An 18,132-nucleotide genomic window follows, 5' to 3' on the forward strand; every position below is an offset into this window, starting at 1 on the left:
TGACAACGACGTCCCGGCCGGGACCGGCTCCGATTCTCGGACACCGGTCCCGACCGGGACGTCATCTGTTACCGCGACAGCCGAAGGTCAGACCGCGGTGAACCGCCACTGCTGGTTGGCCGCGCTGTGGCAGGTCCACTGCAACAGTCGGGCGCCGTCGGTGGTGGCCGCGCCGTTGACGTCGACGCAGAGGCCGCTCAGCACACTCTTCACCGTGTACACGCCGGAGGTGCCCGTCGCGGTGGCGGTGAACTTCTGCTGGTTGCCGTTGTTGCAGGTGGCCTGCTGGAGGAAGGCACCCGCGGCGGTCGAACTGCCGACCACCTCGACGCACTTGCCGCTGTGCACCGCCTTGAGGTTGAGCGCGCCGTTACCGGCGTCGACGGCCTGCCACCTCTGGTTGTTGGCGCCGGTGGACGCCCACTGGGTGATCTGGGCGCCGTCGGCGGTGGAGACACCGCTGACGTCCATCAGCTTGTTGCTGTGCTGCGCCGTGAGCGTGTAGGTCTTGCCCGCCAGGCCACCGCCGGTGCCGGGTGTACCGACGCCGTTCCCGCCGAAGGTGTGCGAGTCCAGATCGAACGAGTTGCTGCTGCCCTTGAACACCATGTAGAGCGTCTGTGTCCCGCTGGAGGCGGCGACGCTCACCGGAGTCGTGGACTGGTAGTTGTCCCAGCCGCCCGTACTGGGCACGGTGGTGGTGGCCAGCAGGGTGCCGGTCGGCGAGCCGGCGCGCAGCTCGATCGAACCGCCGCCGGAGGGCGACGACACCCGGTAGCTGACCGTCGAGATGCCCGACAGGTTCATCGGGCTGAACGCGATCCAGTCGTTGGTGGAGATGTCGCCGATGCGCTTGGTGCTCTCCGCCGCCGCCTGGTCGATGACCCGGATGCCGGACTGGCTGCTGAAGTACTCGGACTGCTTGTGCTTCGGCTGGAGGATCGCCTGGGCGGTCCCGGTGAGCGGCGCCGCGCCACCCGCACCACCGCTGTCGGTGTACCGCGCGTTCAGCACGTAGAACAGGTTGGCGCCATCGGGGTGCCCACCGAGCAGGTCGGTGGAGATGGTGCCCGAGCAGCCCGGGTACTCGGTGGTCTCGTGGGCGTGGTCGTCGTGACCCAGCGCCGGGTTGAGGATGACCTTCGAACAGTCGACGGTGCCGCCGTCCGGATCGGTCACGGTGATCTGGTACGACACCTTGTCACCGAAGGTCAGCATGCCTCCGTTGCCCGGTGTGGTGATGGTGAGCACCGGGGCGGTGTTGCCGACGGTGATCGGGACGTTGGCGAAGCCGGTCTTACCGGTGCTGTCGGTGACCTTCAACTGGGCCGTGTAGTTGCCGTTGGCGGTGTACGTCTTCGACGGGTTGGCCGCCGTCGAGGTGGTGCCGTCGCCGAACGTCCACAGGTAGCTCAGCGTGTTGCCGTCCGGGTCGGACGTGCCCGCGCTGCTGAACTGGACGGTCAGCGGCGAGGAGCCGCTGGTGGGTGTGCCGGTGGCCTTGACGATCGGTGACCGGCCGCCCTGGATGTAGTCGATCCGGTAGAGCCCGGAGTCGCTGTTGCCGCCACCGAAGTTGGTGCCCCACTCCAGCAGGTAGAGCGAGCCGTCCTTGCCGAACTCCATGTCCATCGGCTTGTTGAAGTTGCCGCCGGGCAGGAACGAGTTGGTGCGGGTCACCGCCGTGGAGGAGTCGAAGTGCACCTCCTTGATGTAGTTGCGCGACCACTCGTAGAAGAAGTGCACGCCGTCGTAGTAGGACGGGAACTTCGTCTGGGACGGGTTCGCCGCGTCGTACCGGTAGACCGGGCCGCCCATCGGCGCGGAGCCGCCGGAGCCAAGCTCCGGGAAGGTCGTCGAGGCGGGGTAGCCATACCAGATGTTCGGCATGACGACCGGCTTCAGGTTGACCAGGCCGGTGTTGTTCGGCGAGTTGTTGACAGGGGCCGAGCAGTTGAACTTCGCGCCGACGACGCCGGTGCTCGGGTTGTACGGCGCGTAGGGCTGGTTGTTGCCGTGGCAGAACGGCCAGCCGTAGTTGCCGGGTGTCTTGATCACGTTGAGCTCGACCAGGCCCTCGGGACCACGGTTGGTGGTCGGCGGGTTGCGGTCCGGTCCGTAGTCCGCCAGGTAGACCCAGCCGTTGGCGGGGTCGATCGAGAAGCGGAACGGGTTGCGGAAGCCCATGGCGTAGATTTCCGGCTTGGTCTGCGCCGTGCCCTGGGGGTAGAGGTTGCCACTCGGGATGGTGTAGCTGCCGCTGGCTCCGGGACGGATGCGCAGCAGCTTGCCGCGCAGGTCGTTGGTGTTGCCCGCGGTCCGGGCGGCGTCCAGGTTGGACTGGCCGGAGCGCCAGTCCAGCGGGGCGTAGCCCTGCCAGTTGGGGTCGAGGTTCGGGGGCGTGTCGTCGCCGGTGCCGATGTAGAGGTTGCCGTCCGGACCGAACTCGATGTACCCGCCGGTGTGGCCGGGCTCCGGGAAGGTCCGGTCCCGGTACGCCGGGATGTCGATGATCGTCACGCCGCTGGACGTGTTCAGCGTGTCACCGCTCATCGTGAAGCGGGAGACCCGGTTGATGTCGGTCGAGCTGCTCGCCGGCGAGTGGTACAGGTAGACGTACCCGTTGGTGGCGAAGTTGGGGTCCAGCGCCATGCCGGTGAGGCCGTCCTCGCCCCCGGTGTAGACGCTCAGCGTCCCGGCGGTCACCGTGCTGTTGGTGGAGGGCTTGAAGATCTTCAGCTGCCCGCCGCGCTGGGCGTAGAACACCCGTCCGTCCGGGGCCACCGCCATCGCCATCGGGTCGACGGTGTTGTCGTCCAGGGTGCGCTTCTCGAAGTTGCTCCAGACGGTGCCGCCGCAGTCGCCGGGAAGGTTGCCGGCGGCCCACTGGATTCCGCCGAGGACGTGGTTGCGGAAGTTCGTCTCGCTGTAGGAGGCGATCGCGTGGCCCATCGCGGTGGCCCACACCCGTCCGCCGCCGGTGTTGCGACACCAGGAGATCGGGTGGTCCGGGCCCATCGCCCGGGAGCCCGGGTTGTACGTGCGCTCGTCGGCGGTCACCAGCACGTGCACCTTGCCGCGCGGGTTGGAGTCGAAGTTGTACCACTCCTCGCTGCGGTTCCAGCGATCCGGCAGGCCGGCCGTCGACGGGTGTTGCTTGTCGGCGACGATGGCGGTGCCGGGCAGCACGCCGGGGGAGTGCTCGGGCATGTGGGCGCCGCCGTTGATGGTGTTGTCCCACCACGGGTATTCGCCCTCGATGCCCATGTCGGTGGCGTTGTGGACGGCCACGATGCCCTTGCCGCTGGCGAGGTAGCCCTCCACCGCCTGGCGTTGGGCGGTCGAGGTCCAGACCATGCCGGAGGTCTGGAGCATCACGATGACGTCGAAGGTCGCCAGGTTGGCGGCGGTGAAGACGCTCGAGTCCTCGGTCGCCACCACCTCGAAGTTGTTGGCGGTGGCCTGCTGCTGGACCATGGCGATCGCGGCGGGGATCGAGTCGTGCCGATAGCCGGTGGTCTTGCTGAACACCAGGGCGCGGAAGGCCGGGGCGGCCGACGCCGGTGGGGCGAGTCCGAGGGCCAGTAACAGGCCCGCGATCACCGAGATGATCATCGTATTACGACGCATGGCGTCTCCTAGGTTGGACGGGTAACTCCGATTGCGCCCGCGGGCTCACCCTGCGTCAGGTTGTACCTGGACGCATCGATGAGTACGAGTGCGTTGGTCTGTCCTCGTGCCGTTCGCCGAAACGGCAGTCAGGCCCGCGGGACATCACGGAGGGTGATGGCAGCCGTGGTTCGCGTCCCGTGGTCCACAAGGTCAGGATGAGCTAGGAATAAACGGGTGTCAATGAATGGAGTGACGTCCGACGTCTTGCCCTGATGACGACGGCCATGTCCGAATCTCTCGGGCACGGCGTCGCTGCCGGCCGAGTGACGGCCCTGGCAATCAGCCCCGGTCGAGGATTGCGGACCTGCATCCAAACATCTATGTTCTTCATACGTGTGATGTTTCGTCGATGTCAAGAGAATGTTCGCAACATAAAAACGTAAGTCTCCGCAGCTAGCTGCGAAAGTTCGTGGTCCGGCCACGAGCGGGTCGGTCGCCGACCCGTGCACCTTGTCGATGACTACTATCTGTGAGGGCCTTCGGGATGTCAGACCCATTGCCGGCGCCACTGCTCACCCTCCGGGGCATCGGTAAATCCTTCCTCGGGGTGCGCGTCCTCGACGGTGTGGACCTCGATGTCGCGCCGGGCGAGGTGCACGCCGTCGTCGGTGAGAACGGCGCCGGGAAGTCCACTCTCATGAAGATCGTCTCGGGCGGGTACGCCCCGGACGAGGGCACCGTCGAGTTCGCCGGTGAGCCGCGCACGTTCCGTGGACCGCGCGACGCCCAGCGGGTTGGCGTCGGCATCATCCACCAGGAGTTCAACCTGCTGCCGGAGCGCACCGTCGCGGAGAACGTCTACCTGGGGCACGAGCCGGTCCGGCGCGGTCTGGTCGACCGGCGGGCGATGCTCGACAACACCACGCGGTTGCTCGCCTCGATCGGGGAGACCACGTTGCCGGCCGACGCCCGGGTGGGGCAGCTCGGCGTCGCGCAGCAGCAGGTCGTCGAGATCGCCAAGGCGCTCGCCTTGGACGCCCGGCTGCTCATCATGGACGAGCCGACCGCGGCGCTGGCCGACCACGAGGTCGAGCTGCTCTACGGGTTGGTGCGCCGACTCCAGGAACGCGGCATCGGTCTGCTGTACGTCTCGCACCGTCTCGCCGAGGTGTTCGACCTGTCGAGTCGGATCACCGTGCTCAAGGACGGCCGCCGGGTCACCACCGTGGACACCGCGGACACCACCGGCGACGAGTTGGTGCGGCACATGGTCGGCCGGGAGTTGTCCAGCTACTACCCGGACCGGGCCGCCCCCGAGGACCGGGGTCCGGTGCGGCTCAACCTCCGCGACGTGGGAAACGGAAAGCTGAGTGACATCAACCTCCAGTTGCGCGCCGGCGAGGTGCTCGGCATCGGCGGCCTCCAGGGCTCCGGGCGGTCCGCGCTGGCCCGTGCGATCTTCGGGGTGTCGCCGTTCACGACCGGTGACGTCACGCTCGACGACCGGCCGGTCCGACTGCGCTCACCCCGCACCGCGATGCGGGCCGGCATCGCCTACGTCACCGAGGACCGCAAGGGCGAGGGGATCGTCCCCCGACAGTCGGTGCTCGACAACGCGCTGCTCGCCAGCCGGGCCGTCTTCGCGGCCCGGTCCGGCCGCGCGGCCCGGACCGTTCGGGTGCGCGAGCTGCTCAACGCCGTGGAGGTCCGTGGTGCGGGCGACGACCAGGAGATCCGCTTCCTGTCCGGCGGCAACCAGCAGAAGGTCGTGCTGGCCCGCTGGCTCGCGCTCAACCCGCGGATCCTGCTCTTCGACGAGCCGACCCGCGGCATCGACGTGGGTGCCAAGTCGGCCATCCACGACCTCGTCCGCCGCCTCGCCCGCGACGGCGCGGCCGTGCTGATGATCTCGTCTGATCTGCCGGAGCTGCTGGGCATGAGTGACCGCATCGTCGTCATGCGGGACGGCCGTGTCGCGGGCGAGCTGCCCGCCGGCGCGAGCGAGGAAGAGGTCGTCACCCTGGCTGTCGGCGCCGTGCCGGAGGCCGCCCGATGAGTGCGCTGTCGCTCCTGCCGGCCCGCCGCGCCGTACCGGGCGTCTTCGTGGCCCTGACCCTCACCCTCGCGATCGGCTGGCTGGTCGTCCTCGTCGACGGTGGCCAGCTCTTCAACCAGTCCACCACGGTGAGTCTGCTGCACGTGGCGGCCGGCCTCGGGCTCGTCGCCGTCGGCCAGACACTCGTCATCCTGGGCGGGTCGCTGGACCTCTCGGTGGCGTACGTGATCAGCCTCAGCACCCTCGTCGCCGCCGAGACGATGAACGGCAGCGACGGCGCGGTGCTCCCGGCGATCGGCCTGGTGCTCGTCGTCAGCGCCGGCGTCGGGCTGCTCAACGGGTTCCTCGTCACCAAACTCCGGGTCAACGCGTTCATCGCGACCCTCGGCGTCGGGCTGCTGCTCAAGGGTTACCTCGACAACGGCTACGACGGGCCGGCCGGCACCACCGCGCCGTCGCTCGTGCAAGCGCTCGGCTACCAGCGCATCGGCCCGGTGCCGGTGTCGTTCCTGCTGCTGGTCGCCGTGACCGCGGCGGCCTGGTTCGCGCTCTCGAAGACCCGCTTCGGTCACCACCTGGTCGCCGTCGGCGGCGACCCGGAGGTCGCCCGGCTCTCCGGCGTCCGCAACGACCGGGTCCTCGTCACCGCCCACGTGCTGTGCTCGATGTGTGCCGGGCTTGCCGGCATCTACCTCGCCAGTCGGCTCGGCTCGGGCGCGCCCCGGGTGGGCACCGAGGGCCTCTACGACCTGGAGTCGATCGCCGCCGTGGTGATCGGTGGCACCGCTCTCGCCGGTGGGCGCGGCGGCGTCATCGGCACGGTCGGGGGAGTGCTGCTGCTCGCCAGCATCGACGCGATCTTCAACCAGCTCGAGGTCGACGCGTTCTTCAAGCAGGTGATCCGGGGCGCCATCATCATCGCCGCGGTCGCCGTCTACGCCCGCAGGGCCATGCGAAAGGCGGCTGCCTAGCCATGCAGACCGTTCAGCGTCGTACGCTGCCGCTGCGTCTCCCGCGGATCCGCCCGGGTGGCCTCCTGCCGATCCTCGCGATCCTCGCGGTGCTGGTGGTGCTCGTCGGCATTCGACAGCCCGACTTCCTCGCCCCTCCGTCGCTGATGTCGTTCCTCGGGCGTTCGGCGCCGATCATCCTGCTCGCCGCCGGCCAGTACTTCGTGATCGTCTCCGGCGAGTTCGATCTGTCCGTCGGCTCCCTGGTCACCGCGCAGGTGGTCGTGGCGGCCCGGCTCATCGACAGCGACCCGACGCGTACCTGGCCCGTGGTGCTGCTCCTGCTCGTCTTCGGCGCACTCGTCGGGTTGGTCAACGGCGTGATCACGACCCGGCTGCGGGTGCCGTCGTTCATCACCACCCTCGGCATGTTCCTGATCCTGGTCGGTGCGGTCTACCTGTGGTCCGACGGTGCTCCGAAGGGTGGGCTGTCCGAGGAGTTCCGGCGGTTCGGCCGGCGGGCCTTCGAGGACGTGCCGGTGCTCGGTCGCGTGCCGTTCGCGCTGCTGGTCCTGGTGGCCCTGGCGGTGGTGGCCGTGCTGCTGATGCGCTCCGACTTCGGCCGCACGCTCGTCGCCGTCGGCGACAATCCGCGCACCGCCGAGTTGAGCGGCGTGAGCGTCTGGCGTACCCGGACGATCGCCTTCATCCTCAGCGGCCTGGCGGCGGCGGTCGCGGCGATCCTGCTGGGCGGCTACAGCGGCGTGTCGTTCCAGGCCGGCGCGGGGCTGGAGTTCGGTGCGATCACCGCGGTCGTGCTCGGTGGCGTCGCGCTGGGCGGGGGTCGCGGTTCGGTCGTCGGCGCGATGCTCGGTGCGCTGACCCTGGAACTGCTGTTCGCCCTCATGAATTTCTACGGCGTCTCCGGCGCCCTCAGGTCGACCGTCCAGGGCGGGATCATCCTGCTCGCCGTGGCGGTCTCGGCAACGCGTTCTTCGTCGAGATAAAGGGGAATCCATAGTGCGACGTTCCATGGCGGCCTTGGCCGCTGTCACCCTGCTGTCCCTCACCGCCTGTGCCACCGACGAGCCCTCCGCGGGCCCGTCCGGCGGTGCCTCCACCGCCGCCGGATCGGGCACCGGCGAGCAGTCGAAGTTCTTCGTGCAGGCCGACTACGACGCCGAGCTGGCACTGCTCAGCGCGACCGCGACGGGCCCGGCCGACAAGCCGTGGGAGCAGGTGCTCAACCCGAAGCTGGTGGACACCGCCAAGTTCAAGAAGAAGGGTCCGCACAAGATCTGCTTCTCGAACGCGGCGTTGAACAACCCGTGGCGGCAGGTCGGATTCAAGACCATGCAGGCCGAGGTGGAGGCGCAGAAGAGCCGCATCAAGGAGTTCGTGCACGTCGACGCCGAGGGCAAGGACCAGAAGCAGATCGCGGACATCAACGACCTGCTCGGCAAGGGCTGCTCCGCGCTCATCGTCTCGCCGAACACCACAGCCACGCTGACCCCGGCCGTCGAGGCGGCCTGCCAGGCGGGTCTGCCGGTGGTCGTCTTCGACCGGGGCGTCAACACGAAGTGCCCGGTGACGTTCATCAACCCCATCGGCGGCTACGGGTTCGGCCACGTCGGCGCCGAGTTCGTCAGCCAGAAGATGAAGCCGGGCGGCAAGGTCCTCGCCCTGCGGATCCTGCCCGGTGTCGACGTCCTGGAGACCCGCTGGTCGGCGGCGAAGGTGGCGTTCGACAAGGCGAAGGTCGACGTCGTCGGGGTCGAGTTCACCGACGGTGACCCGGCCAAGACCAAGAAGATCGTCGACGACTACATCCAGCGGTACGGCACGATCGACGGCGTCTGGATGGACGCCGGAGCGGTGGCCGTCGCGGCGGTCGAGGCGTTCCAGGACGCGGGCAAGCCCGTTCCGCCGATGAACGGCGAGGACCAGCTCGACTTCCTGAAGATCTGGAAGGACAAGAAGCTCACCGCGATCGCGCCGACGTACCCGACCTACCAGTGGCGTACGCCGATCATCGCGGCGCTGCGGATCCTCGACGGCGAGCAGGTGTCGAACCCGTGGAAGCTGCCGCAGCCGACAGTCACCCAGGACAACCTGGACACGTATCTCGACGCGGGCATGCCGCCGCTGCACTACGCGATGTGCGGCTGCACCGACCTGCCCGGCTACCCGCAGCGCTGGAAGTAGGGTCCTGATGTACACCATCGGCGTCAACCCCTGGGTGTGGGCCTCGCCTGTCGACGACGAGGCCCTGGCCGAGCTGATCCCGCGGATCGCCTCGTTCGGCTTCGACGCGGTCGAGTTGCCGATCGAGCAGCCGGGCGACTGGGACCCGGTCCGCACCCGGGACCTGTTGGCCGAGCACGGCCTCGTCGCCGCCGGCGTCTGCGCGGCCCTCTCGCCGGGGCGGGAGCTGGTCGACGCTGCGCCAGCGGTGGTCGAGTCGACGGTGGCGTACCTCAAGGGCTGCGTGGTGAGCGCGGCGGCCGTCGGCGCTGGGTGCGTCGGCGGCCCGGTGTACGCCTCGGTCGGCCGCACCTGGCGGATGTCACCGGCGGCTCGCGCGGCCTGCTACGCGGATTTCCGGCGGGCCCTGGCGCCGGTTGCCGAGCAGGCCGGCGAGTTGGGCGTGAGCATCGGTGTCGAGGCGTTGAACCGCTACGAGACGAGCGTCGTCAACACGATCGAGCAGACGGTCGAGTTGATCGACGGGCTCCCGCCGAACGTCGGCATCATGATCGACACGTACCACATGAACATCGAGGAGGCCGACCCCTACGCGGCTCTCGCCGTCGCTGCCCCGCACATCAAGCACGTGCAGGTCAGCGGCTCCAACCGCGGCGCTCCCGGTGCGGACCACTTCGACTGGCCCCGCTTCTTCACCGTCCTGCGGGACACCGGTTACCAGGGTGCGATCTGCATCGAGTCGTTCACGGGGGAGAACGAGGCCATCGCGGTCGCCGCGGCGATCTGGCGTCCGCTGGCCCCCTCACAGGACCGTCTCGCCACGGACGGCCTGCGCTATCTCCGGGAGATCCTCAGCTGACCACCACGCACCATTCCCCCTCCGCCCCTCTCATGTCAGGAGCACCGTCCCGTGTCCATCTCCCCCGTTCCGCCGCTGCGGCGAATGTTGGCCGGCGTCGCCGCGTCAGCGTTGACCGCCGCGGTCGCGGTGGCCGCCGCGTCGTCCCCCGCGTTCGCGGCCACCACCACCCTCTACGCCTCGCCCTCCGGCTCCGGCACCAGTTGCTCGGCCAGCCAACCCTGCTCGCTGTCCGCCGCACAGACCGCGGTGCGGGCGGCCAACAGCGCGATGTCCGGTGACATCGTCGTGGAGTTGGCCGACGGCGCGTACCGGCTGTCGTCGCCGCTGCGGCTGACCGCGGCCGACTCCGGCAACAACGGCTACCAGGTGATCTGGCGGGCTGCCGCCGGAGCGCGTCCGTCGATCACCGGCGCCCGGGCGGTCACCGGCTGGACGCAGGTCGACGCCGGGAAGAACATCTGGCGGGCCAGCGTTCCCGCCGGGATCGACTCCCGTCAGCTCTACGTCAACGGGGCGGTCGCCACGCGGGCGCGTACCGCCGTGAACCGCGCCGACTTCACCTTCACCACGTCCGGCATGCGGTTCACCAACAGCGCGCTCAACTACCTCAACAACCTCGGCAACCAGAACCGGGTCGAGGTGGAGAGCGTCGGCTCGTTCACCGACCGGTACTCGCCGGTGCAGAGCATCAGCGGCAACTTCCTGACGATGCAGCAGCCGGCCTGGAACAACAACACCTTCGGCTTCGACACGCTGTCCAGCCCGCACCGCGCGGGCCCGTTCTACCTGGCCAACGCGTACGAGTTCCTGGACTCGGCGGGGGAGTGGTATCTCAACCCGACCAGCGGCCAGCTCAACTACATCCCGCTCGCGGGACAGAACATGAGCTCGGTCAGCGTGGAGCTGCCGCAGTTGCAGTCCCTGGTGAACGTCGGCGGCACCTACGACGCGCCCGCGCACCACATCTCGTTCAGCGGGATCACCTTCACCGGCACCAGCTGGCTCGGCCCGAGCAGCAACAACGGCTTCGCCGACCAGCAGACCGGCGCGCACATCACCGGCACGTGGGCCCGCCCGTCCGACGCGCTGACCTCCTGCCAGGCCGGCTGCCCCCAGTTCGAGGCGACCCGGCCGAACTGGAACCAGATGCCCGCCGCCGTGCAGGTCTCCGCCGCGAACACCATCAGCTTCAGCGACTCCCAGTTCGTCAACCTGGGGCAGACGGCCATCGGCATCGGCAACGACGCCAACGCCCACGCCAGCGGTGTCGGCCTGGGCACCAACAACATCACCGTCACCCGCTCCGAGATCGCCCGCAACTCCGCCGGTGGCATCGTGGTGGGCGGCGTGCGCGCCGACGCCCACCACCCCACCGACCAACGGATGGTCAACCGCAACGTCACCATCAGCAACAACAAGGTGCACGACCTCGGCCTGGAGTACCGGGGCGTGGTCTCGATCCTGACGACCTACGTGAACACCTCGCTGGTGTCGCACAACGAGGTCTACAACATGCCGTACACCGGCCTGTCGATCGGCTACGGCTGGGGCGCCAACGACGCCGGCGGCAGCCAGCACTACGCCAACCGGGGTCTGTACAACTACCAGCCGCGGTACACGACGGCGACCACCGCCGCCAACAACCAGGTCATCGGCAACTACGTCCACGACGTGATGCAGCAGATGACCGACGGTGGCTGCATCTACTCGCTGTCGGCGAACCCGGGCGGATTGATCGCCGAGAACTACTGCCTGCGGACCAACGGCTGGTTCGGTCTCTACTTCGACGAGGGCTCCCGCTACTACACCGCCCGAAACAACGTGTTCTCCTCCACCGGCACCTGGGCAACCGCCAACTACTGGTACGCGGAGAACATGGGCAACTTCACCGTCACCAACAACTGGTCGACGAACAACAGCACGAACGTGACGAACGGTGACCGCGGCAACGTCGTCAACGGCAACGTCACGGTCAGCAACGGCAACTGGCCGTCCGGCGCGCAAACGGTGATCAACACCGCCGGCGTGCAGAGCGGTGGCAGCACCAACCCGACGAACGTGCAGCTGGTGGGCGTCCAGTCGAATCGCTGCGTCGAGATCGGCAACTCCAGCACGACCAACGGCACGCAGGCCCAGATCTGGGACTGCATCAGCAATGCCACCAACCAGCGGTGGACCCACACCGCGAGCCGGCAGCTCATGGTCTACGGCACCAAGTGCCTGGACGCCTCCGGCCAGGGCACCGTGAACGGCACGAGGGTGGTGATCTGGGACTGCAACGGTGGTGCCAACCAGCAGTGGAACATCAACTCCAACGGCACCATCACCGGCGTGCAGTCGGGTCTCTGCCTCGACGCGAACGGCGCCGCGACGGCGAACGGCACCAAGTTGATCCTGTGGGCCTGCGGCGGCGGCGCGAACCAGCGCTGGCAGGTACGCAGCTGACCTAGGGCAGCAACGGATCCGGGCTGGGGCGGTCTCGCCCCGGCCCGGGTCTTCGTGGTGCGTCCTGACCGGCCTGAGGTTACGCGGACACTTCGGGCAGGTTTCATTGATGCTCTTGACAGGCATTGTTAGCGATAACACGATGGCTTCACGCCGCTCTCGCGTCTGGAGTCCACCTTGGCCGTGTCGATCCGCCCGCGAGTTCCCCGCCGCTTCCGCACGCTCGCGTCGGTCGCCGTCCTCCTGGGCGCGAGCCTGGTGAGCACACCCTCCGCCGCCCACGCCGCCGAGGGCTGGTCACCCCGCTCGTCGTACACCTCGACCGACACCGGCGCCGGCACCTACTCGGTGCCGCTGCTCAACGCCGACGTGCCGGACATCAGCGTCGAGCGGGTGCCCGCAGCCGAGAACGACGAGGGCCGCGACACCTACTACATGATCAGCACGACGATGCACCTGAGCCCCGGCGCGCCGATCATGAAGTCGTACGACCTGGTCAACTGGGAGATCGTCAACTACGTCTTCGACCGGGCGAGCATCGGCGACTCGTTCTCGCTGCGCAACGGTCAGAACTCGTACGGCCAGGGTCAGTGGGCGTCGTCGCTGCGCTACCGCGACGGCATGTTCTACGCCGTCTTCAACACCAACAACCTCAACGGGGCGTACCTCTACCGCACCGACGACATCGAGAACGGCGCGTGGCAGCGCACCGCCCTCGGCCGTGGCCTGCACGACCCGTCGCTCTTCTTCGACGTCGACGGCACGCCGTACATCTTCTACGGCTCCGGCGGCACCAGCGCGGTACGCCTCAACGCCGACCTGACAGCCATCACGCAGGACTATCCGAACATCTTCACCGCGAACAACTACGCGGGGCAGCCGTTCATCGGTGGGCTGTTCGAGGGCGCGCAGGTCTACCACATCGACGGCTGGTACTACGCCGTCATCATCACCTGGCCGTCCGGGCAGGGCCGCCAGGTCGTGATGTTCCGGTCGAAGGACCTGCTCGGGCGCTACACCTCGGCCGGCGGGGTCAACACCTACGAGGCGCGCGGCGTGCTCAACTCCAACGGCTTCGCGCAGGGCAGCCTGGTGCCGATCAGCCGGGCCGGTGGCGGCACCGACTGGCACGGCATGTTCTTCCGCGACACGTTCCCGATCGGGCGGATCCCGGCGCTCATCCCCGCCACCTGGCAGGACGGGTGGCCGACCTTCGGCGCAGGCGGGGTCGTGCCGGTCAACGGCGTGTTCGACAAGCCGATCCGGCTCAGCCCGGCCGAGGAGGTCTTCGAGCGGCAGAAGAGCATCGTCGCCTCGGACGACTTCGTCAACGACGCGCCACACAGGGCGTACCAGGACGAGCAGTGGACGGTGCCGGCGCCGCTGGACCCGGCGGAGATCGCCCCCAACGGGTCGCGGCTGGACCTGGCGTGGGAGTGGAACCACGCACCGGACAACCGGTACTGGTCGCTCACCGACCGGGACGGCTGGCTGCGGTTGACGGCCGGCAAGGTGGTGACCGGCCAGTACGTCTACACGAAGCTGTCCAACCGGGCCGAGTTGGCCTGGTTCGAGGAGGCCCGCAACACGCTCTCGCAGCGGACGTTCGGGCCACGGCAGTCGGTGCAGACCCGGATGGACATCTCCGGAATGAACAACGGCGACGTCGCGGGCCTGGCGGCCTACAACCGCGGCTTCTCGTACGTGGCGGTCAAGCGCGTCGACGGTGTCAACACCCTCGGCGTCGTCAACCGGTCGCAGCCGTTCGCGGTCGACCTCGACCAGTCGACGCTGGAGAGTTTCGTGGCGGGCACGACCGTGGCGTTGGGTGACGCGACAGAGGTGCACGTGAAGGCGGACCTCGACTTCGCCTCGCCGGTCGGCCAGTTGTGGACGACGTTCTACTACAGCCTGGACGGGTTGACGTGGACCCGGCTCGGCAACCGCGTCGGCCCGCAGACGCTGGACGGCAGCCTCGCCCACTTCATGGGTCACCGGGTGGGCCTGTTCAACTACGCGACCCAGGAGACCGGCGGGCACGTCGACTTCGACAACTACCTGCTCAGCGACGTGCTGACCGCGCAGGCCCGGCCGCTGGACACCGTCGCCCTCGACGCGGCCATCGCCCACGCGCACACGCTCGACGCGCGCCACTACCCGCCCGACGCCTGGGCCGCGACGCAGTCCGCACTCGCGGCGGCGACGGCGGCACGGGCCGGCCAGTTCGGCACCCAGAACCAGATCGACGCCCCGGAGCGCGCACTCAGCTACCAACTGGCCCGACTCGGCATGCTCGCGGCACTGCCGGTCACGGCCAGCGCCGAGGTGCGGTGCCTGGCTGGCCGGGCGTACCTGGCGGTGCGGGCGCGCAACGACTCGGACGGGCCGGTCGGGATCACCCTGGAGACCCCGTACGGGAACCGGTCGTTCGCGACAGTGGCGCCGGGGGCGAACGTCTACCAGTCGTTCCCCACGCGTGCGGCGTCGGTGGCGGCCGGCTCGGCGACGGTCCGGGTCACCGGCACGGTCGCCGGCCGGGACGTGACCACCGCACACTCCGTGCCGCACCCCGGCGCCACCTGCGGCGGATAACCCCACCACGAGCCCTCGGCTCGGCGACCAGCACCACCGGCGACCGGCCGTGCGGCGCGGAACAGCAAACCTGTTCCGCTCCGCCGGCCGCGGTCGAGCCGGTGGCGGCGGTCGACCCCTGCTGTCCGGACCACCCACCGATCCCCCGTACACCGATGACCGCACGTCAGAGATGAAGGAGGACGTTTCGTGGAACAACGAATGCGACGGGCGACCCGAGGACGGGTCGCGGCGCTCGCGACAGTCGGCCTGCTGCTGGCCGCCGGGTTCGGCGCCGGGGCCGCGCCGGTCCAGGCCGCCGACACGAATCTCGTCGTCAACGGCGGGTTCGAGGACGGCCTGGCCAACTGGTTCGTCAACAACGGAAACGCCAGCGACGGCGCCCAGTTGTCGGCCACCTCGGATGCCTACGCCGGTGCGAACGCCGCCCTCGTGACCAGCCGGACGACGACGGGGTCCGGGCCGATGCAGGATCTCAGCGGCAAGGTGCAGGCCGGTCAGGCCTACACCCTGACGGCCCGCATCAAGTACGAGAACGCGAACGGACCGGCCACCAAGCAGTTCTTCGCCACCATGCACTACGGCGGCGGCACCTACACCAACCTCGTCAGCGTGACGGCGACGAAGGGTCAGTGGGCGCAGTTCAACGGGACGTTCACCATCCCGGCGACGCAGACCGTGTCGACGGCGCGCCTGTTCTTCGAGACCCCCTGGACGGCCACCCCGTCCACCGACCCGGACCTGCACCTCATGGACTTCACGCTCGACGACGTGTCGGTGGTCGGCGCCGCGCCGCCCGCACCGGCGTCGAAGACCATCGAGGTCGTCGGCAAGCTGCCGGGGGAGCACAACCCGTTGATCGGGCACAAGTTCGGCGCCGACGGCTTCGGCCTCGTGCACGACGGCCGGGTGTACATGTACATGACGAACGACACCCAGGGCTACGCCCCGAACCCGGCCACCGGCGTCTCGCCGGGGATCAACTACGGCGACATCAACCAGATCACGGTGATCTCCTCGGCGGACCTGGTGAACTGGACCGACCACGGTGAGATCCAGGTCGCCGGCCCGAACGGCGTGGCCCCGTTCACCGCCAACTCGTGGGCTCCGGGCATCACCAAGAAGATGGTGAACGGGGTGGAGAAGTTCTTCCTCTACTACGCCAACGGCGGTGGCTCCAGCAACGTGATCACGGGCGCCTCACCGCTCGGCCCGTGGACCAGCGAGCGTACGAGCACGCTCATCGACGGTCGCACCCCCGGTGCCGAGAACGTCGCGTGGAAGTTCGACCCGGCCCCGTTCGTCGACGACGACGGTCAACCGTACCTCTACTTCGGTGGTGGCCCCGCGTCGACGAGCATGCCGCCGGCCGAGCGCTTCAACAACCCGAAGAACATCCGGGCCATCGAACTCGACGACACCATGGTCGCGACCCAGGGCACGGCCGCTGTGGTCGACGCCCCGGTGGCCTTCGAGGCGGGTCACGTCTTCAAGCGGCAGGGAAAGTACTACCTCTCGTACTCGTCGCACTTCGGCGGGAACGACTTCGGTGGCAGCCAGCAGCCGCTCCCCGGCTACCCCGGTGGTGGCCAGATCGGCTACCTGATCTCCGACAACCCGATGTCGTGGCCGAAGGAGACCTACGCCGGCGTGCTCTTCCCGAACCAGTCGCAGTTCTTCGGGGCTGGCACCGGTGGCAACAACCACCAGTCGGTCTTCGAGTTCGAGGGCAGGCACTACTTCACCTACCACGCGCCGACGTTGAACAAGCGCATCAACGGCAACACGACCCAGGGGTACCGCAGCCCGCACATCCAGGAACTTGCGTTCAACCCGGACGGCACGATCCAGCAGGTCGTCGGCACCTACGCCGGCGTGAACCAGGTCCGCGACTTCGACCCGTACCGCGTCTTCGAGGCCGAGACCTTCGGCTGGAGCAAGGGCGTCGCGACCACGAAGGTCGACGGCGGCTCCGCCCAGTTCGGCGGCGCGGCACCGAACCTGGCGGTCCGCGACATCGACAACGGCGACTGGACGGCGTTGTCGTCGGTGAACTTCGGCGACAACGGCGCGCGGAGCGTGACGGCGAAGGTGCGGGCGCTCGCCGCCGGCGGGCAGATCCAGGTCCGACTGGGCTCCGCCACCGGTCCGGTCGTCGGCACGGCCGCCGTCGACACGCCTGTCGGCCAGTGGGCCGAGGTGACCGCCGAGCTTGCCGGCGTCAGCGGCGTGCACGACGTCTACTTCACCTACACCGGCCCGGCCGGTGTCGACCTCTTCGAGATCGACACCTGGGCCTTCCAGGCGGCCACCCTGGAACTGCCCGTCACCCTCACCGCGTCGGCGCGGTGCGTGGGCGGCAGGGTCTACGTGGCGGTGCAGGCGCGCAACGACCATGGCGCGCCGGTGGGGATCGCGCTGGAGACCGCGTACGGGGAGCGTTCGTTCGCGGCCGTCGCGCCAGGCGCGAACGCCTACCAGTCGTTCAACACGCGCGCCGTCTCGGTGCCGGCGGGTTCGGCGACGGTCCGGGTGACCGGGGCGATCGGTGGACAGGACGTGACGACCGTCCGCACCGTGCAACACCCCGCCGGCACCTGTGGCGGATAACCCCCTTCTGGACGAGAACGGAGATCACATGAACACAGACAAACGGCGGCGGATGCTCGCAGCCGGTGCCGTCGGCGCGGTTCTGGTCGGGGCCGCGGTGCTGCCGTCGCCCGCCCTGGCCGAGCCCGACGACGACGCCAGCGTGCGGGTGACCGTCGACATCGACGAGGTCGAGGAACCGGGCGTCCTGGCCCTGTCCATCGCCGGCGACGCCGTCGCGCTGTCCGAGGACGGCTCGACCCTGCTGGTTCGCCAGTTCGTCGGTACGCTGCCGACGGTGACGGTCACCGACACACGCGTCGCCGACGAGGTTCCCGACGGTGCCGGCTGGGCGGTGCTCGGCAGCGCGACCGACTTCACGGGCACGTCCGGCCAGGCGCCGATCACCGCCGACCACCTGGGGTGGAAGCCCCGCCTGCTCGACGGCGGCGACAGCGGCCTGGTCACCGAGGGCGAGGAGGTCGTGACCACCCTGGACGAGGAAACCCTGCCGGGTAACAACGTCGGCCTCGTCGACCAGGAGCTGTTGGTCTCGGCCTTCGACTCCGAGGCGGTCGCCAGCGACTCGTACTCCGTCAACGCCGACCTGTACCTGCGTACCCCGGCGGAGGTCGCCGCCGGCGCGTACAACTCCACGCTCACGCTCTCACTGTTCGAGTAGTGGTGTGGCGGGGGGGCGGCCCCCGGCCCCCCCCCCCCCCCCCCCCCCCCGCCCACCCCCGGCGCCCCCCCCCCCCCCCCCCCGGGGGGGCCCCCCCCCCCCCCCGGGGCCCCCCCCGGGGGGGGGGCCCCGCCCGCCG

The 18,132-nt window shown here is 69.1% G+C and carries 10 protein-coding genes; 9 read left to right on the top strand and 1 reads right to left on the bottom strand.

From position 1 onward, the window contains the following. Positions 1 to 87: 87 nt before the first annotated feature. Positions 88 to 3,630, bottom strand: coding sequence for a ThuA domain-containing protein (locus ACGFIQ_RS35120; protein ID WP_393250467.1), 3,543 nt, complete (start codon positions 3,628 to 3,630; stop codon positions 88 to 90). A 526-nt stretch (positions 3,631 to 4,156) separates the two neighbouring features. Here ACGFIQ_RS35120 and ACGFIQ_RS35125 point away from each other — a divergent pair. From ACGFIQ_RS35125 to ACGFIQ_RS35165, 9 genes are all read left to right on the top strand, one after another. Then, positions 4,157 to 5,668 carry a sugar ABC transporter ATP-binding protein gene (locus ACGFIQ_RS35125; RefSeq protein WP_393250469.1) on the top strand — a complete coding sequence of 504 codons (1,512 nt, stop codon included), beginning with the start codon at positions 4,157 to 4,159 and terminating at the stop codon, positions 5,666 to 5,668. Continuing rightward, the gene (locus tag ACGFIQ_RS35130) at positions 5,665 to 6,639 is read left to right on the top strand and encodes an ABC transporter permease (protein ID WP_393250471.1); all 975 of its coding nucleotides are present in this window, start codon (positions 5,665 to 5,667) and stop codon (positions 6,637 to 6,639) included. Before ACGFIQ_RS35125 ends, ACGFIQ_RS35130 begins: the two co-directional genes overlap by 4 nt. Before the next feature lie 2 nt (positions 6,640 to 6,641). Then, the gene (locus ACGFIQ_RS35135; RefSeq protein WP_393250473.1) at positions 6,642 to 7,625 is read left to right on the top strand and encodes an ABC transporter permease; all 984 of its coding nucleotides are present in this window, start codon (positions 6,642 to 6,644) and stop codon (positions 7,623 to 7,625) included. Positions 7,626 to 7,650: 25 nt separating this feature from the next. Continuing rightward, complete coding sequence (locus tag ACGFIQ_RS35140) at positions 7,651 to 8,823, top strand: substrate-binding domain-containing protein (protein ID WP_357065584.1); 1,173 nt, start codon at positions 7,651 to 7,653, stop codon at positions 8,821 to 8,823. 7 nt (positions 8,824 to 8,830) lie between these two features. Beyond that, positions 8,831 to 9,682, top strand: a complete 852-nt coding sequence (locus ACGFIQ_RS35145) for a sugar phosphate isomerase/epimerase family protein (RefSeq protein ID WP_393250475.1) — start codon at positions 8,831 to 8,833, stop codon at positions 9,680 to 9,682. A gap of 51 nt (positions 9,683 to 9,733) precedes the next feature. Continuing rightward, complete coding sequence (locus tag ACGFIQ_RS35150) at positions 9,734 to 12,130, top strand: RICIN domain-containing protein (RefSeq protein WP_393250477.1); 2,397 nt, start codon at positions 9,734 to 9,736, stop codon at positions 12,128 to 12,130. Positions 12,131 to 12,313: 183 nt separating this feature from the next. Next, the gene (locus tag ACGFIQ_RS35155) at positions 12,314 to 14,722 is read left to right on the top strand and encodes a glycoside hydrolase 43 family protein (RefSeq protein WP_393250484.1); all 2,409 of its coding nucleotides are present in this window, start codon (positions 12,314 to 12,316) and stop codon (positions 14,720 to 14,722) included. Between the two features lie 189 nt (positions 14,723 to 14,911). Next, positions 14,912 to 17,332 (top strand): family 43 glycosylhydrolase, encoded by a 2,421-nt coding sequence (locus ACGFIQ_RS35160; RefSeq protein WP_393250479.1) that lies wholly within the window; start codon positions 14,912 to 14,914, stop codon positions 17,330 to 17,332. A 28-nt stretch (positions 17,333 to 17,360) separates the two neighbouring features. Next, the gene (locus ACGFIQ_RS35165; RefSeq protein ID WP_393250481.1) at positions 17,361 to 17,993 is read left to right on the top strand and encodes a hypothetical protein; all 633 of its coding nucleotides are present in this window, start codon (positions 17,361 to 17,363) and stop codon (positions 17,991 to 17,993) included. Positions 17,994 to 18,132 lie beyond the last annotated feature (139 nt).

Source organism: Micromonospora sp. NPDC048898, from assembly GCF_043198035.1.
In the GTDB taxonomy this organism is placed as follows: domain Bacteria; phylum Actinomycetota; class Actinomycetes; order Mycobacteriales; family Micromonosporaceae; genus Micromonospora.